At 71.7% G+C, this 25394-nt stretch carries 20 protein-coding genes; 14 read left to right on the top strand and 6 right to left on the bottom strand.

The window, feature by feature from the left end:
* Positions 1 to 97: 97 nt before the first annotated feature.
* The 7 genes from F8568_RS01965 to infA all read left to right on the top strand — a co-directional run bounded on the left by F8568_RS01965 (position 98) and on the right by infA (position 8112).
* Complete coding sequence (locus F8568_RS01965) at positions 98 to 1717, top strand: hypothetical protein (RefSeq protein WP_151590532.1); 1620 nt, start codon at positions 98 to 100, stop codon at positions 1715 to 1717.
* A 193-nt stretch (positions 1718 to 1910) separates the two neighbouring features.
* A complete protein-coding gene (gene pdhA / locus F8568_RS01960; protein WP_151590530.1) occupies positions 1911 to 3044 on the top strand; it encodes a pyruvate dehydrogenase (acetyl-transferring) E1 component subunit alpha in 1134 nt (377 codons plus the stop codon).
* A complete protein-coding gene (locus tag F8568_RS01955) occupies positions 3041 to 4030 on the top strand; it encodes an alpha-ketoacid dehydrogenase subunit beta (protein ID WP_151590527.1) in 990 nt (329 codons plus the stop codon). The genes pdhA and F8568_RS01955 overlap by 4 nt, the downstream gene beginning before the upstream one ends.
* 5 nt (positions 4031 to 4035) lie before the next feature.
* A complete protein-coding gene (locus tag F8568_RS01950; RefSeq protein ID WP_328600675.1) occupies positions 4036 to 5415 on the top strand; it encodes a dihydrolipoamide acetyltransferase family protein in 1380 nt (459 codons plus the stop codon).
* Positions 5416 to 5573: 158 nt separating this feature from the next.
* Positions 5574 to 6920, top strand: coding sequence for a lipase family protein (locus F8568_RS01945; RefSeq protein WP_151590519.1), 1347 nt, complete (start codon positions 5574 to 5576; stop codon positions 6918 to 6920).
* A gap of 200 nt (positions 6921 to 7120) precedes the next feature.
* Positions 7121 to 7891, top strand: a complete 771-nt coding sequence (locus tag F8568_RS01940; protein ID WP_151590515.1) for a GNAT family N-acetyltransferase — start codon at positions 7121 to 7123, stop codon at positions 7889 to 7891.
* Positions 7888 to 8112 (top strand): translation initiation factor IF-1, encoded by a 225-nt coding sequence (gene infA / locus F8568_RS01935; RefSeq protein ID WP_151590512.1) that lies wholly within the window; start codon positions 7888 to 7890, stop codon positions 8110 to 8112. The genes F8568_RS01940 and infA overlap by 4 nt, the downstream gene beginning before the upstream one ends.
* Positions 8113 to 8175: 63 nt before the next feature.
* On the opposite strand, the gene F8568_RS01930 is transcribed toward infA, so the two are convergent.
* From F8568_RS01930 to F8568_RS01920, 3 genes are all read right to left on the bottom strand, one after another.
* A complete protein-coding gene (locus F8568_RS01930; protein ID WP_151590509.1) occupies positions 8176 to 8385 on the bottom strand; it encodes a DUF397 domain-containing protein in 210 nt (69 codons plus the stop codon).
* Positions 8386 to 8402: 17 nt separating this feature from the next.
* On the bottom strand, positions 8403 to 9248 hold the full coding sequence (locus F8568_RS01925) for a helix-turn-helix domain-containing protein (protein ID WP_328600674.1): 846 nt from the start codon (positions 9246 to 9248) through the stop codon (positions 8403 to 8405).
* Between the two features lie 317 nt (positions 9249 to 9565).
* The gene (locus F8568_RS01920; protein ID WP_328600673.1) at positions 9566 to 9820 is read right to left on the bottom strand and encodes a GntR family transcriptional regulator; all 255 of its coding nucleotides are present in this window, start codon (positions 9818 to 9820) and stop codon (positions 9566 to 9568) included.
* A gap of 173 nt (positions 9821 to 9993) precedes the next feature.
* Here F8568_RS01920 and F8568_RS01915 point away from each other — a divergent pair, with 173 nt between their 5' ends.
* Positions 9994 to 10278, top strand: coding sequence for a hypothetical protein (locus tag F8568_RS01915; protein ID WP_151590506.1), 285 nt, complete (start codon positions 9994 to 9996; stop codon positions 10276 to 10278).
* Positions 10279 to 10526: 248 nt separating this feature from the next.
* Here F8568_RS01915 and F8568_RS01910 read toward each other — a convergent pair whose 3' ends face one another.
* Positions 10527 to 11552, bottom strand: coding sequence for a hypothetical protein (locus tag F8568_RS01910; RefSeq protein ID WP_151590503.1), 1026 nt, complete (start codon positions 11550 to 11552; stop codon positions 10527 to 10529).
* 118 nt (positions 11553 to 11670) lie between these two features.
* Here F8568_RS01910 and F8568_RS01905 point away from each other — a divergent pair, with 118 nt between their 5' ends.
* The 3 genes from F8568_RS01905 (at position 11671) to F8568_RS01895 (ending at position 15925) form a co-directional block, all read left to right on the top strand.
* On the top strand, positions 11671 to 12279 hold the full coding sequence (locus F8568_RS01905) for a TetR/AcrR family transcriptional regulator (protein ID WP_328600679.1): 609 nt from the start codon (positions 11671 to 11673) through the stop codon (positions 12277 to 12279).
* A gap of 194 nt (positions 12280 to 12473) precedes the next feature.
* Positions 12474 to 14078 carry a serine/threonine-protein kinase gene (locus tag F8568_RS01900; RefSeq protein WP_202124360.1) on the top strand — a complete coding sequence of 535 codons (1605 nt, stop codon included), beginning with the start codon at positions 12474 to 12476 and terminating at the stop codon, positions 14076 to 14078.
* Between the two features lie 14 nt (positions 14079 to 14092).
* Entirely contained in the window at positions 14093 to 15925 is a 1833-nt protein-coding gene (locus F8568_RS01895; RefSeq protein ID WP_151590496.1) for a serine/threonine-protein kinase, read from the top strand.
* Between the two features lie 7 nt (positions 15926 to 15932).
* Here the strand turns inward: F8568_RS01895 and F8568_RS01890 are convergent, their stop codons facing one another.
* Positions 15933 to 17408 (bottom strand): OmpA family protein, encoded by a 1476-nt coding sequence (locus F8568_RS01890; RefSeq protein ID WP_151590493.1) that lies wholly within the window; start codon positions 17406 to 17408, stop codon positions 15933 to 15935.
* A gap of 156 nt (positions 17409 to 17564) precedes the next feature.
* Positions 17565 to 19400: an acyl-CoA dehydrogenase gene (locus F8568_RS01885; RefSeq protein WP_151590490.1), complete on the bottom strand. Its 1836-nt coding sequence runs from the start codon at positions 19398 to 19400 to the stop codon at positions 17565 to 17567.
* Positions 19401 to 19902: 502 nt separating this feature from the next.
* Here F8568_RS01885 and F8568_RS01880 point away from each other — a divergent pair.
* Genes F8568_RS01880 through F8568_RS01870 form a run of 3 tightly spaced genes read left to right on the top strand, consistent with a single transcriptional unit; the run spans position 19903 to position 25385 of the window.
* A complete protein-coding gene (locus F8568_RS01880) occupies positions 19903 to 21171 on the top strand; it encodes a glycosyltransferase family 2 protein (RefSeq protein ID WP_151590487.1) in 1269 nt (422 codons plus the stop codon).
* Between the two features lies 1 nt (position 21172).
* Positions 21173 to 23398: a right-handed parallel beta-helix repeat-containing protein gene (locus F8568_RS49310; RefSeq protein ID WP_151590483.1), complete on the top strand. Its 2226-nt coding sequence runs from the start codon at positions 21173 to 21175 to the stop codon at positions 23396 to 23398.
* 1 nt (position 23399) lies between these two features.
* The gene (locus F8568_RS01870; RefSeq protein ID WP_151590480.1) at positions 23400 to 25385 is read left to right on the top strand and encodes a right-handed parallel beta-helix repeat-containing protein; all 1986 of its coding nucleotides are present in this window, start codon (positions 23400 to 23402) and stop codon (positions 25383 to 25385) included.
* Positions 25386 to 25394: the final 9 nt, after the last annotated feature.

The following is a 25394-nucleotide window of genomic DNA, read 5'->3' as shown; positions in this document are numbered from 1 at the left end:
CTTTTGCTTACGATCCTGAAGCGTACGGCACCATTGGCTCGCGCGACCCACGCATCCCCCTGTCCGCACCCCGCCCGCACCCTCCCGGAGCCGTCCGATGAACATCGAGGACCTGACCCCTTCGGAGCGCCTCTTGTGGGAGGCGTTCCCGAGCGGCGAATCCGTGGACCTGTCGACCGGCGATCCCGCCCGTGATGATCCCGGGTTCGCGACGCACTGGGGGCATGACCGGATAGTCAGGGCCGAGGTGCTGGTCGCGCTGCTGGTCGGCGCCGTGGAGCCGGAGCCGGGACGGGTCGCCGCCGTCCGGCTGAGCGGCGCCCGGATCACCGGCTCGCTGAACCTCGGGCACGCCGAGGTCCGGGTGCCGCTGGCGCTGACGGCCTGTTCGTTCGACGAGGCGCCGCACCTGTACTGGGCGAGCATGAACAGCGTCCACCTGATGGGGTGCCGGCTGCCGGGGCTGGTGGCGTCCGGCACCCGGGTGGACGGGCACCTGTGGCTGGAGGGCAGCCGGATCTCCGGCGGGCTCTGGCTGGACGGGGCGAACATCACCGGCATCCTGAACATGTCGGGCGTCCAGCTGTCCAACCCGGGCGGCGACGCGCTGCTCGCCGACCGGCTGACGGTCGAGGCGAACGTCTACTGCGACCAGGGGTTCGCGGCGAACGGCGAGGTCCGGCTGCCCGGCGCGCGGGTCGGCGGCCAGCTGATCTTCCGGCGGGCGCGGCTGCACAACCCGTCCGGCGCCGCGCTGTACGCGAGCCGGCTGGACGTGGCGGCGAACGTGTTCTGCGACGGCGGGTTCGTCGCGGAGGGCGAGGTCCGGCTGCGCGGCGCCCGCGTCGGCGGCTACCTGTCGTTCGTCGGGGCGCAACTGTCGGCGCCGGAGCGGACCGCGCTGAACGCCGACGACCTGACCGTCGAGACCGACGTGTACTGCTCGGACGGGTTCACCGCGCACGGGTCGGTCAGCTTCTCGGGGGCGCACGTCACCGGGCAGCTCAGCCTGCGCGGCGCGCACCTGCGGCACGAGCAGGGGACGGCGCTGAGCCTGCAGCGCGTCCAGGCGGAGGAGGTGCTGCTGCGCCCGGCGGACAAGATCGCCGGGACGACCGACCTGTCGTACGCGCGGATCAACCTGCTGCGGGACGAGGCGGCGACGTGGCCGGACCGGCTCCAGCTCGACGGCCTGCAGTACGAGACGCTCGAGCCGCCGCTGACCGCGCGCGAGCGGCTGGCCTGGCTGCGCCGCGACACCGACGGCTACGCCCCGCAGCCGTATGAGCGACTCGCGGCCACCTACCGGGCGCTCGGGCTGGACGCCGACGGGCGCTCGGTGCTGCTCGCCAAGGCCCGCGACCGGCGCCGCACGCAGGGCATCCCGCTGAAGGTCGTCGGCTTCCTGCAGGACGTCCTGGTCGGCTACGGGTACCGGCCGTTCCGGGCGGCGAGCTGGCTGGTCGGGCTGCTGGCGTTCGGGACGATCGTCTTCTCGATCCACCGGCCGGACGTGCTGGACACCGGGCACAAGCCGCATTTCAACGCGTTCTTCTACACGCTGGACCTGCTGCTGCCGATCGGCAGCCTCGGGCAGGAGGTCGAGTTCGCGCCGAGCGGGATCTACCAGTGGGTGGCCAACCTGATCGTGGCGGCCGGACTGGTCCTCGGCCTGACCGTCGCGGCGGGGGCGACCCGGGCGCTGTCCCGGGAGTGAAGCGCGCAGCCGGGGTAGGGAGATCGGGGCGGGGAGAGCGGGTAGGAAGGTAGGGCGGCGGCACTTGCATCTCCGGGTGTGATGTCTGCCACGATGTCTTTGGTGGCTTTGTCCCTTACCCGGGACGGGGCCGCTGACATCGGCCGGCTGTGCGGCGATCCCGCGTACCGGCCCCGAACGAGGAGTGCCATCAATGACGATCGACTCCGTGCGCGGCGCGCCAGGCGCCTCCGAGCTCGCAGAACCCGAGCTCATCAGGCTCCTCACCCCCGAGGGCGAGCGCGTCGAGCATCCCGACTACCCGCTGGAGCTGAGCACCGCCGAGGTCCGCGGGCTGTACCGCGACCTGGTGATCGTCCGCCGGATCGACCGGGAGGCCGTGGCGCTGACCCGGCAGGGCGAGCTCGGCCTCTGGGCGTCCCTGCTCGGCCAGGAGGCCGCGCAGATCGGCTCGGGACGCGCGCTGACCGAGCACGACATGGTCTTCCCCACCTACCGCGAGCACGGCGTCGCGTGGTGCCGGGACGTCCCGCCACTGAACCTGCTCGGCCTGTTCCGCGGCGTCAACCACGGCGGCTGGGACCCCGCCGAGCACGGCTTCCACCTGTACACCGTCGTGATCGGCAGCCAGACGCTGCACGCCACGGGCTACGCGATGGGCGTGCAGCGCGACGGGGTGCTGGGCACGCCGTCCGCCGGCGCCACGATCGCCTACTTCGGCGACGGCGCGACGTCGCAGGGCGACGTGAACGAGGCGTTCGTGTTCGCCTCGGTGTTCAACGCCCCGATCGTGTTCTTCTGCCAGAACAACCAGTGGGCCATCTCCGAACCGCTGGAGAAGCAGACGCGCATCCCGCTGTACAAGCGCGCGCAGGGCTACGGGTTCCCCGGGCTGCGGGTGGACGGCAACGACGTGTTCGCGTGCCTGGCCGTCACCCGCAAGGCCCTGGAGAACGCGCGGACGGGCCAGGGCCCCACGCTGATCGAGGCGTTCACGTACCGGATGGGCGCCCACACCACCACCGACGACCCCACGCGCTACCGGCTGAAGGCCGAAGAGGAGGCGTGGAAGCTCAAGGACCCGATCGAGCGGGTCAAGGCGTACCTGGTCCGCAACGACCTCGCCGACACCGCGTTCCTGGACGACGTCGAGGCCGAGGCCAAGCAGGTCGCCAAGGAGCTGCGGGAGGGCTGCCTCGCCCTGCCCGACCCGGCGCCGCTGTCGATGTTCGAGCACGTCTACGCCGAAGAGCACCCGCTGATGACCGAGGAGCAGGAGCAGTTCGCCGCCTACCTGGCGTCCTTCGAGGAAGAGGTGACGTCGTGACCGCTGCGACCCTGACGCTGGGCAAAGCGCTCAACACCGGCCTGCGCAAGGCCATGGAGAACGACCCGAAGGTCCTGGTCATGGGCGAGGACGTCGGCAAGCTCGGCGGAGTGTTCCGGATCACCGACGGGCTGCAGAAGGACTTCGGCGAGGAGCGTGTCATCGACACCCCGCTGGCCGAGTCCGGCATCGTCGGCACCGCGATCGGGCTCGCGCTGCGCGGATACCGGCCGGTCTGCGAGATCCAGTTCGACGGGTTCGTGTTCCCCGCCGCCGACCAGATCATCACCCAGCTCGCCAAGATGGGCATGCGCTCGCTCGGCAAGCTGTCGCTGCCGGTCGTGGTCCGCATCCCGTGCGGCGGCGGCATCGGCGCCGTCGAGCACCACTCGGAGTCGCCGGAGGCGTACTTCACTCACACCGCCGGGCTGCGCGTCGTCGCCTGCTCCAACCCGGCCGACGCGTTCACGATGATCCAGCAGGCGATCGCCTCCCCGGACCCGGTGATCTTCTTCGAGCCGAAGCGCCGGTACTGGGACAAGGCCGAGGTCGACGTCGACGCCGCCCCCGCCGGCTGGGCGCCGCTGCACGGCGCGAAGACCGTCCGGCCCGGCGAGCACGTCACGGTGCTGGCCTACGGGCCGTCGGTGAAGACGTGCCTGGAGGCCGCGTCCGCCGCCGCCGAGGAGGGACGCTCGCTGGAGGTCATCGACCTGCGCTCGCTCAACCCCCTCGACATCGACGCGGTCACCGCCTCGGTGAACCGCACCGGACGCTGCGTCGTCGTCCACGAGGCCCCGGTGTACAGCGGGTTCGGCGCCGAGCTGGCCGCGCGGATCACCGAGAAGTGCTTCTACCGGCTGGAGTCGCCGGTGCTGCGGGTCGGCGGGGCCTCCACCCCGTACCCGCCGTCCCGCCTCGAGGACCACTACCTGCCCGACCTCGACCGCATCCTCGACGCGGTCGACCGGACCTTCGCGTGGTGACGCCGGTGAGCCCGAAACTGTTCAAGCTGCCGGACGTCGGCGAAGGGCTGACCGAGGCGGAGATCGTCAAGTGGCACGTCCAGCCCGGCGACACCGTCGAGGTCAACCAGACCATCGTGGAGATCGAGACGGCCAAGGCGATCGTGGAGCTGCCGTGCCCGTTCGAGGGCGTGGTCGCCGAGCTGCTGGTCACCGAGGGCCAGACCGTGGACGTCGGGGTGCCGATCATCGCGGTGAACACCGAGGCCGAGGGCGGCGTCGCGACCCCGGTGTCCGAGCCGCCGGCGCAGTCCGCGGCGATGCGCGAGGAGGGCGCCCCGTCCGCCAACGAGCCCGGCATGACAAGCCCTGACCAGCCGAAACGCACCCCCGTGCTGGTCGGCTACGGAGTCAGGGAGGGGACGACCAGGCGCCGTCCGCGCAAGGCGTCGAACGGCGCGGCAGCGGTGCCCGCACCTGCCCCCGCGCCGCCTCAGGCACCCGCGCCGCCCGTTCGTCCACATCCTGTGGAAAACGGATTGCCGCTGGCCAAGCCGCCCGTCCGGAAGATGGCCAAGGACCTCGGCGTCGACCTGACGGCGATCACCGGCTCGGGCCCGAACGGCTCGATCACCCGCGACGACGTCCTCGCCGCCCAGGCCGGCCCGGCTGCGCAGGCGCCGCCCGTCGCCGCCGCGGAACGCGAGGAGCGGATCGCGGTCAAGGGCGTCCGGAAGGCCACCGCCACCGCGATGTCGGGGTCGGCGTTCACCGCGCCGCACGTCACCGAGTTCCTCCAGGTCGACGTGACCCGCACGATGGAGGCGGTGGCCCGGCTCCGCGACCTGCCCGACTTCGCCGGGGTCAAGGTCTCGCCGCTCCTGCTCGTCGCGCGCGCGCTGCTCACCGCGGTGGCGCGCCACCCGATGGTGAACTCCACCTGGGCGGACGGCCCGTCCGGCGCGGAGATCGTCGTCAAGCGCTACGTCAACCTCGGCATCGCCGCCGCCACCGAGCGGGGCCTGATCGTCCCGAAGATCAAGGACGCGCAGGACATGTCCCTGCCCGCCCTGGCGCGCGCGCTGACCGAGCTGACGGAGAAGGCCCGCGCGGGCAAGGCGTCCCCCGCGGACCTGTCCGACGGCACCATCACCATCACCAACGTCGGCGTGTTCGGCGTGGACACCGGGACCCCGATCCTCACCCCCGGCGAGGCCGCGATCCTGGCCTTCGGCCAGATCCGCGACATGCCGTGGGTGCACGAGGGGGAGCTGGCGATCCGCAAGGTCACCACGCTCGCGCTGTCGTTCGACCACCGCATCGTCGACGGCGAGCTCGGCTCCCGCGTCCTGCGCGACGTCGGCGACATGCTCGAGGACCCGCTCCGCATGCTCGCCTGGTCCTGACGGACCGTCCCCTGAAGGCGCGCGCCCGCCAGGCGCGCGCCTTCGGCATGTCACCCAGGGATGAAATGGAGCGCTCCGATTGTGCACCCCGCTTATAGGACGCGCTGTCAACAGATGGCAGAGTAAGCGAGTCCTTATCGCCGTCCCCTGGAGCGAGCATGCGGAGAACCGGACCCCTGGCGCGCCGGACGCTGGCCGTGTCGTCGGCCGCCGTCCTGGCGGCGACCGTCCAGGCCGCACCCGGCCTGGCGGCCCCCTCGGGCCCGGCGCCCGTCGTGTCCCGGGGCGTCACGATCCCGGTCTTCTACAACCCGCCCGCCACGCTGCCCGCCGCCAACGGCGCCCTCGTCCGCACCGAGCCGCTGCCGCTCGGGCTGAGCCTGCCCGGCCTGGACGGCCGTCCGCTGCCCGGCAAGGCGACGCGGCTGATGTACAAGTCCACCGACTCCAACGGCAAGCCCGTCGCGGTCACCGGCGCCTACATCGAGCCGTCCGCCGCATGGCAGGGCACCGGGCCCCGACCGCTCGTCGCGCTGGCCTCCGGGACGATGGGACAGGGCGACCAGTGCGCCCCGTCCTTCGCTCTGCAGCACCCGCTGACGCTGACCGGCGACACCATGTCCGTCGCCTACGAGGACCTGGCGATCTACCGGCTGCTGGCCACCGGCACCGCCGTGGTCGTCACCGACTACGTCGGCCTCGGAGCCACCGACCGGCTCCACACCTACGTGAACCGCCTCGACGAGGGGCACGCCCTCCTCGACGCCGCCCGCGCCGCGCACGCCGTACCGGGAGCGTCCATCACCCGGACGTCGAAGGTCGGCCTCTACGGCTACAGCCAGGGCGGCGGCGCCAGCGCCTCGGCCGCCGAACTCCAGCCGGCCTACGCGCCCGACGTCCACCTCGCCGGCACCTACGCCGGCGCGCCGCCCGCCGACCTGACCGCCGTCATGAAGGGCATCGACGGCAGCGCCCTCGTCGGCGCCCTCGGCTGGTCGATCAACGGCTTCGCCCAGTCCGACCCGGCCCTGCGCCGCATCGTCGACGCCAACATCAACGCGGCGGGCAAGGCCGCGCTCAAGGACATCTCGACCATGTGCGTGGGCGACGTGCTCTTCAAGTACGGCTTCACCTCCAGCAGCAAGTGGAGCGTCAGCGGCAAGCCGATCGGCGACATCCTCCCCACCATCCCGCAGGCCCAGGCCGTCCTGGACAAGCAGCGCCTCGGCCGGCTCAAGCCCGCCGGACCCGTCCGGCTGACGACCGGCGTGAAGGACGACATCGTCCCGCATACCCAGGCACGGCAGCTCGCCGTCGACTGGTGCCGTCGCGGCGGCAACGTCGGGTACGTCCCCGTCGACCTGCCGAACCTCGGCGACAAGACGCTCCTGAACCACTTCGCACCGCTCCTGCTCGACCAGGGCGACGCCGTCACCTGGCTCACCGACCGCCTCAACGGCAAGCCGACCGCCTCGGCCTGCCCGGCCCTCCCGTCCCAGCCCTGACGCACCGAGCGTCCCGCGGAAAAAGGTTTGAACGAAACAACCCCCCGCGGCTACCGTCATCGCGGATCGTGAAGTCGCCACAAGGAGGTGAGCCCCGTGAACGAAGTCACCCATGGGTGCTCCCCTAGCTCCTCACGATCCGGCGGCTGACGATCGGTCTCGCCGGGAGCACCTGACATCAAGGCGCTCCTGGAGGAGACTTGAACACGCAACCTGCCCCGCCGGGCCTGGACGGCCTCGCGGTCACCCGCGTCGCGGACAGGCACTGGCACGCACTCGACGACGACCTGGTGGTCGGCCGCGGCTACGCCGAGCACCGGCCCGACGGACGGCTGTTCGTCAGCATCGACGCCTGGCACGACGCGACCTTCGACCGGCTCGCCGAGGCGATGCTCGCGGACCTGCCGGCGCCGCTGTACACGGTCGTCGACGAGGCCGACACCGACCTGACGGCCTGCTGGCTGAGGGCCGGTTTCACGATCCGGCGCCGCGAGCGGGAGTACACCGTCCCCACGGACCCGCAGATCACCGGCCTGCGGGACGTCGCGCCGCCTCCCGGCGTGACGATCGTCCCCGCCGACCACGCGGACAAAGACCTGCTGCGGGCGGTGGACCGCGCCATCCGCGACGAGGTCGAGGCGACCGCCGGCTGGCAGTCGATGCCCGCCGAGGTGATCCACCATCCCGGCGGCTTCTCCCACTGCACGGTGGCCGCGGCGCCGGACCGCTACCTGGGCCTGCTCCGGGTCGCGGCGGCGCACCGTCCGCGCATCGGCCTGATCGCGGTCCGGGCCGGCGAGCAACGCCGCGGCATCGCCCGCGCCCTGCTCGCCCACACCCTGAAAACGCTCCACCGCTCCGGGCACGACACGGCCTGGGCCGAAGTCCACGACTCCAACCACGCCGCCGCGGCGCTGTTCGAGCGCATCGGCGCCCGCCCGGCCGGCGGCAACCTGGAGCTGGTCCGATGACGAAGAGCAAGAGCGGCATCGAACTCGAAGGCCGGGTCGTCGAGTGCCTGCGCAGCGCCACGTTCACCGTGGAGCTCGAGAACGGCCACCAGGTCCTCGCGCACCTCAGCGGCAAGATGCGCAAGAACTTCATCAAGATCGTCCTGGAGGACCGGGTCCTGGTGGAGCTCACCCCGTACGACCTGACCCGCGGCCGCATCGTCTTCCGCTACCGAAACTAGCCGCACGCCCGTCGCGAGGGCGCGCGCCCACCCAGCGCGCGCCCTCGCCGCGCCCAGCCGACTTCAGCCCGCGTCGTGCCGGCCCGCCTTGACGTCCTGAAGGAACAGACCCCACTCCCGCGCCCCGACGGTCAGCCGGGAGCCGGCCGGAAGCTTGCTGTCGCGCACGCCGACACCGCCGTCCAGCGCAGCAACCTCGACGCACTGCCCGTTGCCACTGCTCCGGCTGCTCTTGCGCCACCGACCGACCGACGAGTCTCGGGGGGTGCTCATGATGCTCCTCCGCCTGGCTACTGGCCTCCGGCCACCGCAGCGATCAGCGAAGCGGACGCATCGGGACTGAGCGCTCCGGCGCGGAGGTGGGTGAATACCAGGTTATACCGGGCGATATCGCTTTCCTCTTCCAGAAAGAGGTCTCCTGCCTGGCTGTCGATATACACCAGCTCAGGCCCCAGTTCCTCGACGAACTTCATGACCACGAAAGAGCCCGGCATACCCGGATGGGCACCCGCTCCGAAAGGGATCACCTGGAGTTGGACGGTCGGAAGTTCGGTGATGCGCAGCAGGTGTTCGAGCTGCTCGCGCATCACGTCGCCGCCACCGACCGCGCGGCGGATGGCCGCCTCGTCCACGATGGCCCAGAGCTTGAGCGGGTGCTCCTTGGTGAGCACGACCTGCCTCTGCATGCGCGCCTCCACCCGGCTCTCGACCTCGTCCCGCGTGGACTCGGGTAGGGCCCCACGGATCGCGGCGCGCGCGTAGTCCTCGGTCTGGAGGAGGCCGGGGATGAACAGGCACTCATAGTTCAGGACCTCGTCGGCCTCGGTCTCGAACTCGATGTACGCGGCGTAGCGCTCCGGAAGTTCGGACGCGAAGGTATGCAGCCAACCCCGTTGAGCCGCCTCCTTGAGCAGGATCATCAGCTCCGAGCGCTTGGGATCCGCAACGCCGTACACGTCCAGGAGCGTGGCGAGCGTTCGTGGCTGCGGCCGGACGCGGGCCGTCTCGATCCGGAACAGGGTGGCGGTGTTGATCCCCGTCTTCTCGACCACGTCCTCCTGAGTGAGGGCGGCCGCGCGGCGAAGGCGGCGCAGTTCTGAGGCTAGGCGCCGGTGGCGCACGGTCGGTGTCGGCACTGTCGGTCCTCCTTTGGCGATGCGGACGGCAACCCGCTCCCGCCGGTTTCGTGCATGGAATGCATCCACATGCCTTGCATTATCGTCCCAGATTGCAGCATGCTGTGCACAGACTTTCACGGACAGTGATCGTTGGCACGAGAACGGAAGCGGCCCCCGGACGGTGCCGGCACCACCGGCCCGGGGCCTGAGCCCGAGCGAAGGGATCGAACAGGATGGGATACCCGAGAACCACCCTCGTCGAGGGTGACGTCCTGCGGGGCGCCAGGGCGGTGCTGCGCCGATTGCGCTTCCATGCCGCCCTGCGCCGCAGGGCCCTACCCGGCCGATCGCCCGCCGTCGCCGTCGGTGCGCTGGACGAAGGTTCCCCGGCCGGGCGTCGTCTTCACCACGCCGCGCCGCGTGAGTTCCTGGACGGCGTGCGCCGCCGTCGCATGAGCCACTCCGAAGTCCTGAGCGATCGTGCGGACGCTCGGCAAGCGCCGCCCGATGGCGCCCGCCGCGATACGCGCTTCCAGAATGTCGGCGATCTGGACGTATAGCGGGTCGGGACCATCCATGTCGATGCTCACGCATCCACGGTAGAACGGCATCGCACAAGCTAGAACGGCCAATACGGCCCGATCGGACTAGCACGTAGTAGAACACTATGGAACGCTGAGGGCCGTAAACGAGAACGCCCCGTTCGGACGCTGCAACCGTCCGAACGGGGCTAGGACCGGACGCCCCAGGAGGCGAACGACCCATGACACCCGATGCTAGGGCGCGGCTTGAGGCGCTCGGGACGGTTCTGCGTGCGCACGGTCTGAGCGCGTGGTTCACGCCGGACGGCCTTCATGTCGAGAACCCGTACGCGGACGGCTGCTGCACCGTCCACCCGTGCACCGTCGTCACCGTCGAACCGCGCGCCGAAGACGCGGGCCGCCCGTGGTTCTGGACGAGCTGGCGCCGACCGCTGACCGAGGCCGACCGCACGACCGACGCCGTCCTCGCGCTCAAGGGCCTGCTCGACGGGACGCCGGGACGGTGACCGTGCTCGTGACGGCGGCCATCGCACTGGCCGCCGCCGCGTCGGCGAGCTGGGCGACCGCACTCACCGTGGGCCGCCGTCCGAGGTACGTCGGCAGGCACCGCGCCCCGTTCTAACGATCGATGACTTGTGGCGTGTCGTGGTTATGCGGCCGTCCATAACCACGACACCCCCCAGGTCAAAGGGGGGCGGCGCAGTGGGGGGGTGGGGTGTTTTGGGGGCGCCCAACCCCCCCCCCCCGCCACAGGTCAACGGGGGGTGCGGGGGTGGGTGGCGAGGGTGTGGAAGGCGGTTTTGGGGGTCCAGGGGACGTCGGGGCGGGGGCGGGCGGCGCCGGGTTCGAGGATCTTGACGATGCCGTAGCTCGCCTTGTCGAAGTCGCTTTCGGGGTCGGACGAGGTGGGCAGGTCGCGGCGGGCGAAGGTGTTGACGAAGGCGGCGTCGACGCCGGCCCGGTCGTAGACGTCGAGGAGGTCGCGGATGTAGTCGGCCTGCTCCTGCTCGTCGCGGACGAGGGGACGCGTCATGCGGACGGGCCGGGCGCGGTCGTCGTATTCGAGGACGGATTCGCCGTGGCCGCCGAGGTCGGCGGAGCCGCGGTGGGTGGTGCAGCCGAACTCGGTGACGGCGAACGGCTTGCCCTGCGAGGTCTGGCCGGCGAGGCAGGCGCCGAAGGTGGGGGCGGTGGCGGCGTCGCGGTATCCGGCGTCGGTGGCGATGATGTCGAACGGGGTCCAGTCGACGCCTTCGAAGGGCAGGGACGCGTAGCCGACCGGGCCGGAGAAGCGTTCCCGGACGGCGGCGACGGCGCGGCCGAGGAAGTCGTTGACGCGGGCGTGCAGGTCGGGGAGCGCCGCCCGGAAGCGAGCGGGAGCCTCGGTCATCAGGGCGACCCGGGACGCGAGGTCGCCGCCCGGCAGGAAACCGTCGGTGAACAGGGCGATCTCTGAGCCGGTGAGGTAGACGACGGACGCGCCGGACCGGCGGATGCGTTCGGCGCGTCCAGCGCCGTCGAGGAGGAACGCCATCAGCTCGTCCTGGGTGAGGCCGTTGGTGAACGGCGAGTACCAGACCTCAAGGCCGGCGTCGGCGGCGTGGCGGGCGGCGGTCTCCAGACGGTCCTGGACGCCTCCGGTGACGCGGACGGCGTCGCAGTGCAGTTCGTCCCGGATGACCCGCATCTCGCGGCGGACGAGGTCCGGGTCGAAGGGCTCGTGGGTGGTGGTTCCGGCGGAGGCGAAGCCGGTGTCGTAGGTGATGCCGTAGGCGCGCATGGGCTGCTCCTATCGTGGGCGACCCTCCGGAAGGTACGTCACGTACCCTCGATGGCGAACCCGTTTCGCTATGGGCCTCGGTTTAGGAGACGTTCGGGGTACGGTTCGTACCTTGGAGGTGGACGTGGCGACCGGTGCGGGGACGAGGCGGCGAGGCGCGGCTCTCGAGGGGGCGATCCTGGAGGCGGCGGCGGAAGAGATGCGCGAGTCGGGCTACGCGGGGATGACCATGGACCGGGTCGCCCGGCGCGCCGGCACCAACAAGAACGCCATCTACCGGCGCTGGCCGAACCGTGCGGCGCTCGGCGTCGCCGCATACCGGCGGTTCGCGCACGCGCAGTTGACCGTGCCGGACACCGGGACGCTGCGCGGCGACGCGCTGGAGCTGCTCCAGCGCGCGAACGCGACGTGGTCGTCGCCGCAGGGCGCCCTGCTCAGGGAGTTGCTCGCCGCCGCCGGCGCCGATCCGCAACTGCTGGGTCTGCTGCGCGACCAGTCCGGTGACACCGCGATGGACGGCGCCTGGCTGACGATGCTCGGGCGTGCGGTGGCGCGGGGCGAGGCGCCGGCGGAGGCGGTGCATCCGCGCGTGGCGTCGCTGCCGATGACGGTGCTGCGCGGCGAGTACGCGGCGCGCGGGCGGCCCGACGTCCCGGACGCGGTGCTGACCGAGATCGTGGACGAGGTGTTCCTGCCTTTGGTGCGGGGCCGCGGGCGGACGGCGTAGCCGCCGTTTTCGGTCCGGCTCTTAACTCGGCGAAAATGATCTCAATATCGCGGCCCGGAATGGCGGATGGACAGAATCCGCACCTCAGAAGCCGCGGTCATGGCCGGGGAACCGTGCCTTTTTCGGCTGGGACGGCGCGCATAAGATCATCGCAAACGCGCGGCGGGAGGATCGCCTTGGCCAGGTTCATGCCGTTGAGCACCGATGATCCGAGGACGGTCGCCGGGTACGCGCTGCGGGCCCGCCTCGGCGGCGGCGGCATGGGCAGGGTGTACCTGTCGTTCACCCCGGGCCGGCGCGCGGTCGCGGTGAAGGTGGTGCGCGGGGAGCTGGCCGACGATCCGGAGTTCCGCCGCAGGTTCCGCCGGGAGGTGGACGTCGCGCAGCGCGTGCAGGGGTTCTACACCGCGCCGGTGCTCGACGCCGACCCGGACGCGCCGCAGCCGTGGCTGGCGACCGCGTACGTCGCGGGGCCGACGCTGCAGGAGGCGGTCGCCGAGCACGGGCCGCTGCCGCCGCCCACCGTGGCGCACATCCTCGCCGGCTGCGCGGAGGCCCTGGCGAGCGTGCACGCGGCGGGGCTGGTGCACCGCGACTTCAAGCCGGGCAACGTGCTGCTCGCCGACGACGGCCCGAAGGTGATCGACTTCGGCATCGCGCGGGCCGCCGACGCCAGCACCCTGACGAGGTCCGGGGCGGTCGTCGGGACTCCGGCGTTCATGGCGCCGGAGCAGATCACCGGCGGGACGATCGGCCCGGCCGCCGACGTGTTCGCGCTCGGCCTGACCGCGTTCCACGCCGCCACCGGGCACAGTGCGTTCGGTGAGGGGAACGCGCAGGCGCTGATGTACCGGATCGTCAACACCGAGCCCGACCTGGACGGATGCCCGGCCGAGCTGCGTCCGCTGATCGGCCGGTGCCTGGTGAAGGAGCCCGCGGGGCGCCCGTCCCCGGCGGAGATCACCGAGGCGGCGGGGGCGCTGGTGACCGGCGGCCCGTCCGATGACGGGCGCTGGCTGCCGCCCGCGATCGCGACGACGATGGCCGGTTACCACCCGCCCGACGAGCTCCGGCCGCCGCCGACGACACCGGCGCCCGCTCCTACCGCCCCGCCCGCCTACGCCGGGCCGCCGACCGGGCCGACCGCGTATGCCGGGCCGCCGACGGGGCCGGCGCCGTACGGGCCGACCGCGGCGTTCGACCGGTCGTCGCCGCGCGGCGGGGTGCGCTGGCCTCCGGTCGCGGCGGCGGTGGCCGGTGTCGCCGTACTGGCCGTCGCGGCGTTCGTGGTGCACTCCGCGACGAGCGGCGACAAGTCCGGTGGGTCGGCGGACGAGGGCGTCGGGGGCGGGCCGTCCACGACGGCGTCGAGCGCCTCCCCGACGAAGTTCGGCGGCGGGTTCACGCAGGAGTACAGCGACGTCTCGTTCTCCCTCCCGTCCAGCGGCACCCCCGGCGCCAGTTTCGGGACGCACGGCCCGGAGGTCACCACCGACGGCAGCGAGTCGCTCGTCTCGGATCTGCAGTACCTGCCCGAGGCCGATCCCGGTTTCATCAGGTTCTACGACAGTGACCAGGCGGCTCCCGTCGACGGCGAGCCGGACGGTAAGGCCTGCTACGAGGCCGTCAAGCGGCACCCGATCAGCGGGCACGTCAACTACGGCGACCTCAAGGTCGGGACGCGGTTCTGCGTGCTGAACCCCACGGAAGCGCAGCTCGCCTATATCTGTCTCACCGAAAAGCCGTCGTCGGGCGCCCTGACATGGAAGGCGACCGGCTGGCAGGCCCCGGACGAGTAGGCGGAACCCGGACCATGGACGGCTGGCGCGTCGAGGGGTACACCGAGGTCCGCGAGCTCGGGCGCGGAGGTCAGGGGCGGGTCGTCCTGGCGCGGGACGACGCGTCCGGCGCACCCGTCGCGATCAAGTACCTGGCCGGTGGTGCGGACGAGGCGGAGCGGGAGCGGATGCGCCATGAGGCGCGGATGCTCGCCCAGGCCGACAGCCCGCATGTCGCCCGCCTGCACCGCCTCGTGGAGGGCGAGGACGGCGTCGCGATCGTCATGGAGGCGGTCGACGGCGTGTCGCTCAAGGAGCTTCTCGCCCGGAACGGGGCACTCGGGCCCGAGGCGTCATTGACCGTGTTGAAGGGCTCGCTGCTGGGCCTCGCCGCGGCGCATGCGCTGGGCGTCGTCCACCGCGACTACAAGCCCGCGAACGTCGTCGTCCCGGCGGACGGGAAGAGCCGGCTGGTCGATTTCGGCATCGCCGTTCCGGCCGGGCGGGAGGCGGGCGGCTCGGGCACCGCGTACTACATGGCGCCCGAGCAGTGGGACCGGCACGTCGCCCGCCCGGCCGGCGACGTGTACTCGGCGACCTGCGTGTTCGTGGAGTGCGTCAGCGGGCGGCGGCCCTTCGGCGGCGACCGGCGGGAGCTTCGGCGGGCGCATCTGACGGCGCCGGTGCCGGTCGAGGCCGTCCCGGAGCCGCTGCGCCCGCTGGTCGCGGCCGGGATGGCCAAGTCGCCGGACGACCGGCCGGAGAGCGCCGCCGCCTTCGTCACCGACCTGGAGCGGACGGCCCGGGAGGCGTACGGGCCGGACTGGGAGGAGCGGGGCGTCCGCAGGATCGCGGCGGCCGCCGCGGCCCTCGCCGCGCTGTTCCCGCTCGCCGCCTGGCTGCTCCCCGGCGGCCAGGCCGCGGGCCACGTCGCCGGTCACGCGGCCGGGCAGGCCACGGGCCACGCGGCGGGTCACGCGGCGGGCCATGTCGCCGCGCAAGGCGCCGACGAGACGGTCGGCCACCTCGCCGCACAGAGCGCCAAGCACGCGGGCGCGAAGGGGGCCGCCGGCGGGGCGAAGGGCCTGCTGGCGGCCGCGGCCGGGACGGCGGCGGTCGTCGCCGCCGGCACCGCCGCCGTCGTCGCGACCACGGCCGGGCACGGATCGGGCGGCAAGCACGACACCGGCGCGCCGCCCGCCGCAGTCACGGTCGCCGCCGTCCAGAACTGCACCACCACGGGATTCTCCGGCGCGACGATGACGCCGTCCCCCGGGCCCGCGAAGGTGCGGCTGCCCGAGCAGGTCACGCTCCCCAAGGGCGCGGGCGTCTTCCGCAGCGCGACCGGGCGGTACCTGATCGCGCCCGCCGCCGAGCGGTGCGCGGGGTCGATGGGTGCGGACGGCGGCGGAGAGACCGACATCCCGGCACGGAGCGGAACCGGGGGCGCGGGTGCGACCGGGATGATCACCCAGGTCCTGCCGGGCGGGGTCGGCTCGAAATACTCGATGGACTGCGACTACTTCCCCGACTCCCCGGAGGCGCAGAAGCAGGGCGAATGCCAGCCCCTGGCGCCCGTGCAGGCCATCCCGACCGGAGTGCCGTCCATGCGGGCGTCCATCCGGAAGGACGAGCTGACGAACGGCGGCCCGCCGCGCCCGTACGTGGCCGTGTCCTTCGCGACGATGGACGCCAACGGCTGGCCGACGGTGATCGGCTGCATCAAGTCGTGGGCGCAGGCCGACCTTTGCACGGCCACGCTCACCTACGCGTTCGTGCAGGAGGCCGAGAAGGCGCACGCGGCCAAGGCCGACATCGACCAGGCGGCCCAGCGCATCAAGGCGTTCGTGGCGTCCGCCAAGCAGTGAGGCAGGGTCACTGGACGGGGACGTTGAGGACCTTCCCGAACGGCCCGCCGTCGAAGACCACGGACGAGATGTTCCCGGGCGGGGCCGGGACGTAGATGAACCCGCGCTGCGGCTGGTTCACCGCGGTGAGGAAGGTGGCGCGGCCCGGGTCGACGTACACGGCGGGCTTGCCGGGGTCGCCGGGGCCGACGCGGACGGCCCGGTACACGTCCTTGCCGCCCTGCGCGAGGACGGAGAACGACGTGAACGCGCCGCCCGGGTAGTCCTTGTGCGCGTAGTTCGCGTTGGGCGGGGTGGTGCCGGGGCCTTCGTCGGTGATGGTGAAGACGCAGACGATGTAGGCGCCGTCCCGGTAGAACGGCTTGACCTCCAGGCGGCGCTTGTCGGCGCCGAAGCGGCCGTACCGGCTGGCGACGGTGGCGCCGTCCTGTCCGTGGAAGGCGGCGGGCGCGACGGTGCCGCCGCGGCCGTTCGCGGCGGCGGTCGACGAGCCGGTGGTGCCGTCGGTCTGCTGCCGGACGACGTAGGAGATCTCGACGCGGCGGTTGCGGGCGCGGGCCTGCGCGTCGTCCTTGCCGCCCTCCTTCGCGACCGGTTCGGCCTCGCCCTTGCCGTGCGCGGAGTACTTGAAGGCGTCGCCGAGCCGCTTCTTCATCTCGTTCATGACGGCTTCGGCGCGCTGGCGGGACAGCTTGAGGTTGTAGGAGTCGCTGCCCTTGCTGTCGGTGTGGCCGTCGAAGGTCAGCGGCCGCTTGTCCGGGTCGGCCTTCGCCTTGATCTCCTGCGCGGCCTCGTCGAGGACGGACTTGGCGCGGCCGGACAGCTTCGCGGAGTTGAACGCGAACAGCACGTCGGTGCGCAGGTTCATCGTGACGTCGCTGCCGCTGGACGTGACGTCCTTGATCTCGCCCTCGGTGATGTCGTACAGCTCGGCCGGGTTCCCGCCGGACGTCGCGGCCCCCGCCGCGGGCGCGTCGCCGATGCCCGTCACGGGGATGCCGGTGTACTCGCCGGCCGTGCCGGGGGTGATCGCGGTGAGCTTCTGGACGGTCTGCGGGATCGGCGGGTACTCCGCCTGCATCTGCCGGGTGGTGTTCGGCGCGAGCTGCGCGGCGCTGGTCGTCCCGGTCGGCTTGTAGAGCTTCCCGGCGACGGGGTCGAGCAGCGCGATCTCGATCGGCACCGACTTCGGCGCCTGGTCGAGGGAGGTCAGGCTGTACTTCAGGACGGACTTGGGGCCCTGCCGTTCGACGCCGGTGATCTGGAGCCGGGCGTGCAGGCCGTCGGCGCCGCCGAACCAGCCCTCCTTGGTGAACCCGGCCGCCGCGGTCGCCGTGGGAGTGCTCGATCCGCCCGCCTTGGCGGTCGGCGGGTCGCTCTTGCCCGCCTTGCCGGAGTCGGAGCAGCCCGCGGCGACCAGCACCCCGGCGAGGGACACGGCCAGGGGGACGCGCAAAGAGACGCGGTGTCGGATGTCCGGCATCGGGTTCTCCGGTTCGGTTTCGGGGGGCGGGGGCGGACGCCGCCAGCGTAGTGACCCGGACGCCGCGAGCGCAGCGGCCCCCGCCAACACAGGGGGTGGCGGGGGCCGCGCGTTCCCAGTCCGCGGGAGGCGGTGGGGACTCGTGGGGCGGGCGGGTCAGAACGCCTCTTCGGGCAGCTCCATCACGTCGAGGGTGGTGGCCTCGGTGACGGCGCGGTCGGACGCGAGGCGCGGCAGGACGGTCTGGCAGAAGAACTGCGCGGCGGCGACCTTGCCGGTGTAGAACGCCTGGTCGGAGTCCGAGACGCCGTCGCCGCCGAGGGCGGTGAGCGCGACCTCGGCCTGCCGGCACAGCAGCCACGCGACGATCAGGTCGCCGAGGGCGAGCAGCAGCCGGGAGGTGTTGAGCCCGACCCGGTACAGCTCCTTCGGGTTCTCCATCGAGCCGAGCGCCCACCCGATCATCGGGTTCAGGATGCCCTGCACGTCCTCCAGGGCCTTGCCGAGCAGGGCCCGCTCGTTCTTCAGCCGGCCGTTGCCGGCGCCGGACCCGGCGAACGCCCGGATCTGCCCGGCGAGCACCTTGAGGGCCTCGCCGTTGTCCCGCAGGATCTTGCGGAAGAACAGGTCCTGGCCCTGGATCGCGGTGGTGCCCTCGTACAGGGTGTCGATCTTGGAGTCGCGGATGTACTGCTCGACCGGGTAGTCCTGCAGGAAGCCGGAGCCGCCGAAGGTCTGCAGCGACTCGGCGCCGAGCAGCGCGTAGGCGCGCTCGGAGCCGAAGCCCTTGACGATCGGGAGCAGCAGGTCGTTGACCTTCTCGGCCTGCTCGTCCTTGCGGCCCTCGAACTCGGCGATCTGCACCGCGTCCTGGTAGGTGGCGGTGAGCTGCACCAGCGCCCGCATGCCCTCGGCGTAGGCCTTCTGGGTCATCAGGCTGCGGCGGACGTCCGGGTGGTGGGTGATCGTGACGCGCGGGGCCGACTTGTCGGTCATCTGCGTCATGTCGGCGCCCTGGACGCGCTCCTTGGCGTACTCCAGCGCGTTCAGGTAGCCGGTGGACAGGGTGGCGATCGCCTTGGTGCCGACCATCATCCGGGCGTACTCGATGACGAGGAACATCTGCTTGATGCCCTCGTGCACGCCGCCGACGAGGTAGCCGACGGCGGGGTGCTTCTCGCCGAGGGTGAGCTCGCAGGTCGTGGAGACCTTCAGGCCCATCTTCTTCTCGACGTTCGTGACGTAGGCGCCGTTGCGCTCGCCCAGCTCACCGGTCTCGACGTCCACCAGGTACTTGGGGACGAGGAACATCGACAGGCCCTTGGTGCCGGGGCCGGCGCCCTCGGGGCGGGCGAGCACCAGGTGGAAGATGTTCTCGGCCATGTCGTGCTCGGCCGAGGTGATGAAGCGCTTGACGCCCTCGATGTGCCAGGTGCCGTCGGGCTGCTGGACGGCCTTGGTGCGGCCGGCGCCGACGTCGGAGCCGGCGTCCGGCTCGGTCAGCACCATGGTGGCGCCCCACTGCCGCTCGAGCGCCAGCTCGGCGAACCTCTTCTGCTCGGGGGTGCCGATGTGCCAGAGGATCTGGGCGAAGCCGGGGCCGGAGGCGAACATGTAGACGGCCGGGTTGGCGCCCAGCACCTGCTCGGCGACGGCCCAGGTCAGCGAGCGGGGCGCGCCGCTGCCGCCGAAGTCGGGGGCGAGGTCGAGGCGGTACCACTCGGAGTCCATCCACGCCTTGAACGACTTCTTGAAGCTCTCCGGCATCGTGACGGTGCCGGTGGCGGGGTCGAACGCCGGCGGGTTGCGGTCGGCGTCCTCGAAGCTGTCGGCCAGCGGGCCCTCGGCGAGCCGGTTCACCTCGTCGAGGATGCTGCGCACCGTGTCCTCGTCCAGGTCGGCGTACGGCCCGCTGCCGAGGAGGTCCTGGCGCTTGAACACCTCGAAGAGGTTGAACTCCAGGTCCCGGAGGTTGCTCTTGTAGTGCCCCATTCGAGACTCCATCCGGTCCGGCGGCGCCGGCCGGCCCCGCACGTTCTACTGATCAGTAACTCGACATCATGCTACCCGCTGGTAACCAGTGCCGACACCCCGGAATCGGGCGGTTTGCGGGACGCACGCCACAGAGAAGCGTCCTGCGGCGACTAAACGTGACGCGAATCACACAAGACCTACTGGCGCGTAGGACAAAGCAGACAAATCGCCATCATTCGGACTTGCGACCCTCAACACGGTGACTAACTCCCTGTTGGGTGTTTCCAAAGCATGGCGTCCGTGCGTCCGGCTGCTTACCGACGCATCGATCGGCGAACGATCCCCGGCGATCCCTTGACAGATGATCAAGAGGCACGATAAAGGACCCCGCCAACCGGGCACGCGTGGCCGCATCTGGCAAAGGTGAACCAAATGCTGGTCTGCTCACTCTTACTTGAGGTGGCACGGGGTCGCAAGAGTCGGCGGAAGTCCCCCTGCCACGGGAGAGAGAGGACCTGTTTTGTCGTCTGTCACGGGGTGGCTGAGTGACGCCTGGAGTTCGGTCGCGGGGGCAACGGCCGGAGGCGACTGGCGGAAGTTCGTCCCGCTGGGCTTCGCCGGACTGCTCGTCTGGGGGCTCTGGCTCTACCGGGTGATCCTGTCCCGCATGGACAAGCCGGTGGTCAACAACTTCCGGACGACCGTCTCGGTCGTCGTCCCCTCCTACCGCGAGGACCCCGAGATCCTCGTCCGCTGCCTGGAGAGCTGGCTCGCCCAGAACCCCAGCGAGGTCATCATCGTGATCGACGTCGGTGACACCGAGGGGCACCGGCGCCTCGCCCAGGTCACCGACCCGCGGCTGCACGTGCTCGTCTACGAGCACGCCGGCAAGCGCTCCGCGCTCGGCGTCGGCATCCGCGCCGCCCGCGGCGAGGTCATCGTGTTCGCCGACTCCGACACCTGGTGGCAGCCCGGCCTGCTCGACGCGGTGCAGATGCCCTTCGAGGACCCGCAGGTCGGCGGCGTCGGCACCCAGCAGAACGTCTACCAGCGCACCACCAGCGTCTGGCGCCGCGTCGCCGACTGGCTGGTCAACCTGCGCTACTACGACTACGTCCCCGCGATGGGCTCCAAGGGCGGCGTCGCCTGCCTGTCCGGCCGCACCGCCGCCTACCGCCGGTCGGTGATCCTGCCGGTGGTGGAGAACCTGGAGAACGAGTTCTTCCTCGGCCGCCGCTGCATCGCCGGCGACGACGGCCGGCTCACCTGGCTCACCCTCTCGCAGGGCTACAAGACCGTGCACCAGTCGTCGGCGCGCGCGATCTCGATGTTCCCCGACTCGTTCCGGGCCTTCTTCAAGCAGCGCATCCGGTGGAGCCGCAACTCCTACCGCTGCTACCTCACCGCCCTGTGGAAGGGCTGGCTCTGGAAGACGCCGTTCGTCACCAAGGTCACCGTCCTGCAGATCCTGCTGACCCCGGTCACCATGGCCGTCACCCTCGGCTACCTGATCTTCAGCCGGATCGCCGACAACTTCAACCCGCTCGGCATCACGCTCGCGCTCGGCTGGGTGCTGCTCGGCCGCGGCATCCGCGGCTGGTCGCACCTCAAGCGCCACCCCGGGGAGATCCTGCTGCTGCCGCTGACCGTGTTCGTCGTCATCGGCATCTCGCTGCCGATCAAGCTGTACGCGTTCATCACCATGAACAAGCAGGGCTGGCTGACCCGCACCGCCGACCAGGTCGGCGGCGCCGGGCAGAGCGCCAGCTCGCTCCAGGGAGTGGGCTGAGGTGACGCACCCGAACCACCGCCCGCGCCTTCCCGGCGCCGGGGGGCGGGGCCTCGCCGCGGTCGCCGCCGCGCTCGGCCTCGGGCTCGTCCCGCTCGGGATCCTGCCCGGGACGCCGGCGCCGCGCGCGCACGCCGACCCCGTCGCCGACGCCAACCGGCAGGCCGCGCTGGTCGACCAGGAAGACCAGCGGATCATGCAGACGCGGTCCGTGCTCTCCGCGATCCTGATGATCGGCGGGGCGGCGACCACGCAGTGGAAGCGGCCGCAGATCTTCGGCTCCGCGCAGGGCAAGACGCTCGTCCTGCCGCCGACGACGAACGGCCGCCCCTACACCGTCGCCGACCTCGCCAAGTTCGGCGGCCAGTACTTCCGCCGCCAGAGCGACGGCTCGTACCTGCTCGGCATCCACGTGTTCGTCGCCGACGGCGCGAAGCTGCTGCTCGCCAGCGGCACGAGCCCGCTCGTCCTGCGGATGGGCAGCCTGCCGGGCGCGTTCAGCTCCATCGTCAGCTTCGGCGGCACCATCCAGATCAAGGGCACCCAGCGCAGCCCGGTGCAGATCACCAGCTGGAACCCGCGCGCCAACGCCCCGGACCGGCAGGTCGCCGACGGCCGCGCCTACATCCGCGCCGTCGGCGGCGAGTTCAAGATGGACTACACCAAGGTCTCCGACCTCGGCTTCTGGAGCGGCCGGACCGGCGGCATCGCGCTGACCGGCACCGACCGCCCGTCCAGCGCCACCAAGCACCTGAACAAGGAGCAGCGGCACGCGGCGAAGAAGAAGCGCCAGGAGCAGCAGCAGAACGGCGGCAACACCGGCGGCGGCCCCGGCGACATCGAGACCGAGGCGCCCGGCGGCACCGCGACGCACGTCCCGGCCGCCGACCTCGTCACCGGGTCGATCACCAACAGCACCGTCACCGGCGACGCGTTCGGGCTGTTCGTCTCCGGCTCCAACCAGACCCAGATCACCAACGACGAGATCCTGAACAGCCTGGTGAACGGGCTGGTCATGCACCGGTTCGCGAAGAACGCCAACATCGCGAACACGACGGTACGGGGCAGCAAGGGCGACGGGTTCGTGCTGTCGCGGGCCACCGAGAAGATCCGCGTCACCAACTGCACCGCGGAGAAGAACGGCCACAACGGGTTCACGCTGAACGGGCAGGCGCTCGCGGACGGCCCGTCGGCCTCCGGCGAGTCGCTGGAGAGCTTCGGCGACAGCTCGATCAACAACAGCCTGGCCAAGGACAACGGCCACTACGGGATCGAGCTGCTCGGCGGCGACAAGCTGTCGGTGCAGAACAGCAAGGTCATCGGCGGCGACATGGGCATCGTCGTGCGCGACGCCGCCACCAACGTGCAGATCTCCGGCAACCAGCTCACCGGGCAGGTCCGGCAGGGCATCTCGCTGCGCGACGGGGTGAAGGACGCCAACCTCGCCGGCAACACCGTCGACGGCGCCCGCACCGGCATCTACATGCGCGGCTCGTCGGCGACGCTGCTCGGCAACACGATCAAGGGCGCGAAGGCGCACGGCATCTCGCTGGTCGGCTCCGCGGGCGGCTCGGAGATCCGCGACAACACGCTCAGCGGGTCCGGTACCAGCGCGGTCAGCACGTCCCGGTCGCACGGGAAGGTCGTCAAGGAGGACAACAACGACGACGGCTGGCACGACACCGCGTCGCTGTGGATGAAGATCCAGCGGTACCTGACGCCGCTGAACGTCATCTGGGCGTGCGTGTTCGCGGTCGTCATCTTCTCGATGATCCGGGCCCGCAACGACCGGCAGCGCATCGGCCGGCTCGGCCTGCACCCGTACACGCTGCAGCAGCCGCTGGAGAAGCGGCAGGTGTGGAGCCTGCCGCGGCGCTCGGCGCAGCCGCAGCCGCGGCCGATGCCCGCGCGGCCGGGGCCCGTCCCCGGCCCGATGCCGGGCGCCCCCGCGATGGCGGGCGCCGGGGCCGGCGGCCGCGGCGGGACCCCGCTCGCCGCCCCGACCGGAGAGCCGGTCGCCGGACGGCACGTGGCGCCGCCGCCCGGCGGGCCGTCCGCGTCGCCGACCGTCCCCGGCAACGTGCGCCGTCCCGCGGTGCCGCACGGGCCGCAGCCGGTCGCGCCGCACTCGTCGCAGACGACCGGCCCGCGCCCGGTGCCGCCGCCGGCGACACCGCCGCACCCGACACCGCGCGGCGGCGTCCCGCAGCCGCAGAGGGGGGTCTGACATGAGCGGGCCGACACCGGCCGCCGCGTCGGCACCTGCCGGGCCGTCCGGGCCGCGGCACGGCGCCGCGCCGGAGAAGAAGAAGGGCGGCGCCGGCAAGGTCGTCGCGACCCTGCTGGTCCTCGGGATCGCGGGCGGCGGCACGTACGCCTACCGCATGTACTCCCAGCAGGACGGGGGGCTGCCCGGCGTCGACGACGTGTCACCGAGCGCGGCGCGGCAGCAGTCGACGCTGGTCGACCAGGAGGACCTGCGGGTCATGCAGATCCGCGCCAAGCAGGAGTCCGACCTCGCGGGCGGCGGCGCGGCCGCCGCGGCGGCCCGCCAGCCGCGGCTGATGACCTCCGCGACCGGCCGGACGCTGATGCTGCCGCAGCGCCGGCAGCCCTACTACGTGTCCGAGCTGCAGAAGCTCGCCGGGCAGGACTTCCAGAAGCAGAGCGACGGGTCCTACCTGCTCGGCGTCAACATCATGGTCGCGGCCGGCGGCAAGCTGATCCTGCAGAGCTCGACCGGTCCGCTGACGATCCGGATGCGCAGCGTGCCCGGCGCGTTCACCTCGATCGTCAGCGCGGGCGGCACCGTCCGGATCAACGGGTCGGCGCAGAACCCGGTCCGCTTCACCAGCTGGAACGACGACACGAACAAGCCGGACACGCAGGTCGCCGACGGCCGCGCCTACATCCGCGCGATCGGCGGCACGTTCGAGATGCACTACACGCAGACGTCCAACCTCGGCTTCTGGAGCGGCCGGACCGGCGGCGTCGCGCTGACCGGCTCGGACCGCCCGGACTCCTCCGCCGAGCTGTCGGACGCCGGGCCCGCGCACCGGGTGCAGCTGCCGGACGGCCAGCAGGAGGCGACGCAGGGCGACCGGCAGCGCGTCCAGGTCACCCCGGCGGGCGCGGCCGGCAAGGGCGGCACGTTCGAGGTGCCGACGGCGAGCCTCGTCAGCGGGACGATCGACCACTCCAGCTTCGACGGCGACGCCTACGGGGTGTTCGTCACCGCGTCCAACCAGGTGCAGATCACCAACACCGACATCAAGAACAGCCTGGTCGACGGGGTGCTGCTGCACCGCTTCGCCAAGAACGCGACGATCGAGAACACCACGGTCACCGCCAGCCGCGGCGACGGCTTCGTGCTGTCGCGCGGGACCGAGGGCGTCCGCGTCACCAACTGCACCTCCAGCGACAACGGCGGCAACGGGTTCACGCTGAACGGCGAGCCGCTCGCGGAGGGGCCGTCGGCGTCCGGCGAGGCGATCACCAGCTTCGGCAACAACCTGGTGAGCAGCAGCGTCGCGAAGAACAACCGGCGGTACGGGGTGGAGCTGCTCGGCGGCACCGGCGTCGCCGTGCAGAACAGCCAGATCAGCGGCGGCGACATGGGCATCGTCGCGCGCGAGAAGGGCACCCGCATCCAGATCGCCGGGAACCAGGTGAAGGGGTTCGCCCGGCAGGGGATCGTGGTGCGCGACGGGATGGCGTCCGCGACGGTGTCCGGCAACGTCATCTCCGGCGGGAAGACGGCCCTGTACGTCCGCGACGCCAACGGCACGTTCAACGGCAACACGGTGCAGTCGGCGCACCGGCACGGCATCACGCTGCGCGGCAACGTGAACGGCACCGTGATCACCGGGAACACGCTGAGCGGCGCCGGCACGAGCGTGATGGACGTCGACCGGGCCACCGGCAAGTACCAGAACGCCAACAACAACATCAAGGGATGGCACAAGACCGCGGGGTTCGTGACCTGGCTGAAGCGGATCTTCAAGCCGATGAACGTCATCTGGGCGGGCGTGTTCCTGCTGGTGGCCATCTCCATGTTCCGGTCCCGTGGCACGCGGCTGCGCATCGGCAGCCTCGGCGCCCATCCGTACGCGGCGCAGGACAAGCTCGAGGAGCGGCCCGTGCGGCTGCTCCGGCGCGCCGATACCGTCCCCTCCCAGGACGGTCAGCGGGTCGGTGCGCGCGCGGGGCGGTAGCCCGGCGCC

It is taken from the genome of Actinomadura physcomitrii (genome assembly GCF_008923205.2).
GTDB lineage: Bacteria > Actinomycetota > Actinomycetes > Streptosporangiales > Streptosporangiaceae > Spirillospora > Spirillospora physcomitrii.
The sequence above is the reverse complement of the archived record's forward strand: the minus strand, read 5'-3'. Positions and strand labels throughout refer to the sequence as shown.

Coding starts and splice junctions, on each gene's coding strand:
- F8568_RS01965 (WP_151590532.1), top strand. CDS start 98: ATGAACATCGAGGACCTGACCCCTTCGGAGCGCCTCTTGTGGGAGGCG.
- pdhA (WP_151590530.1), top strand. CDS start 1,911: ATGACGATCGACTCCGTGCGCGGCGCGCCAGGCGCCTCCGAGCTCGCA.
- F8568_RS01945 (WP_151590519.1), top strand. CDS start 5,574: ATGCGGAGAACCGGACCCCTGGCGCGCCGGACGCTGGCCGTGTCGTCG.
- infA (WP_151590512.1), top strand. CDS start 7,888: ATGACGAAGAGCAAGAGCGGCATCGAACTCGAAGGCCGGGTCGTCGAG.
- F8568_RS01930 (WP_151590509.1), bottom strand. CDS start 8,385: ATGAGCACCCCCCGAGACTCGTCGGTCGGTCGGTGGCGCAAGAGCAGC.
- F8568_RS01915 (WP_151590506.1), top strand. CDS start 9,994: ATGACACCCGATGCTAGGGCGCGGCTTGAGGCGCTCGGGACGGTTCTG.
- F8568_RS01910 (WP_151590503.1), bottom strand. CDS start 11,552: ATGCGCGCCTACGGCATCACCTACGACACCGGCTTCGCCTCCGCCGGA.
- F8568_RS01895 (WP_151590496.1), top strand. CDS start 14,093: ATGGACGGCTGGCGCGTCGAGGGGTACACCGAGGTCCGCGAGCTCGGG.
- F8568_RS01890 (WP_151590493.1), bottom strand. CDS start 17,408: ATGCCGGACATCCGACACCGCGTCTCTTTGCGCGTCCCCCTGGCCGTG.
- F8568_RS01885 (WP_151590490.1), bottom strand. CDS start 19,400: ATGGGGCACTACAAGAGCAACCTCCGGGACCTGGAGTTCAACCTCTTC.
- F8568_RS01870 (WP_151590480.1), top strand. CDS start 23,400: ATGAGCGGGCCGACACCGGCCGCCGCGTCGGCACCTGCCGGGCCGTCC.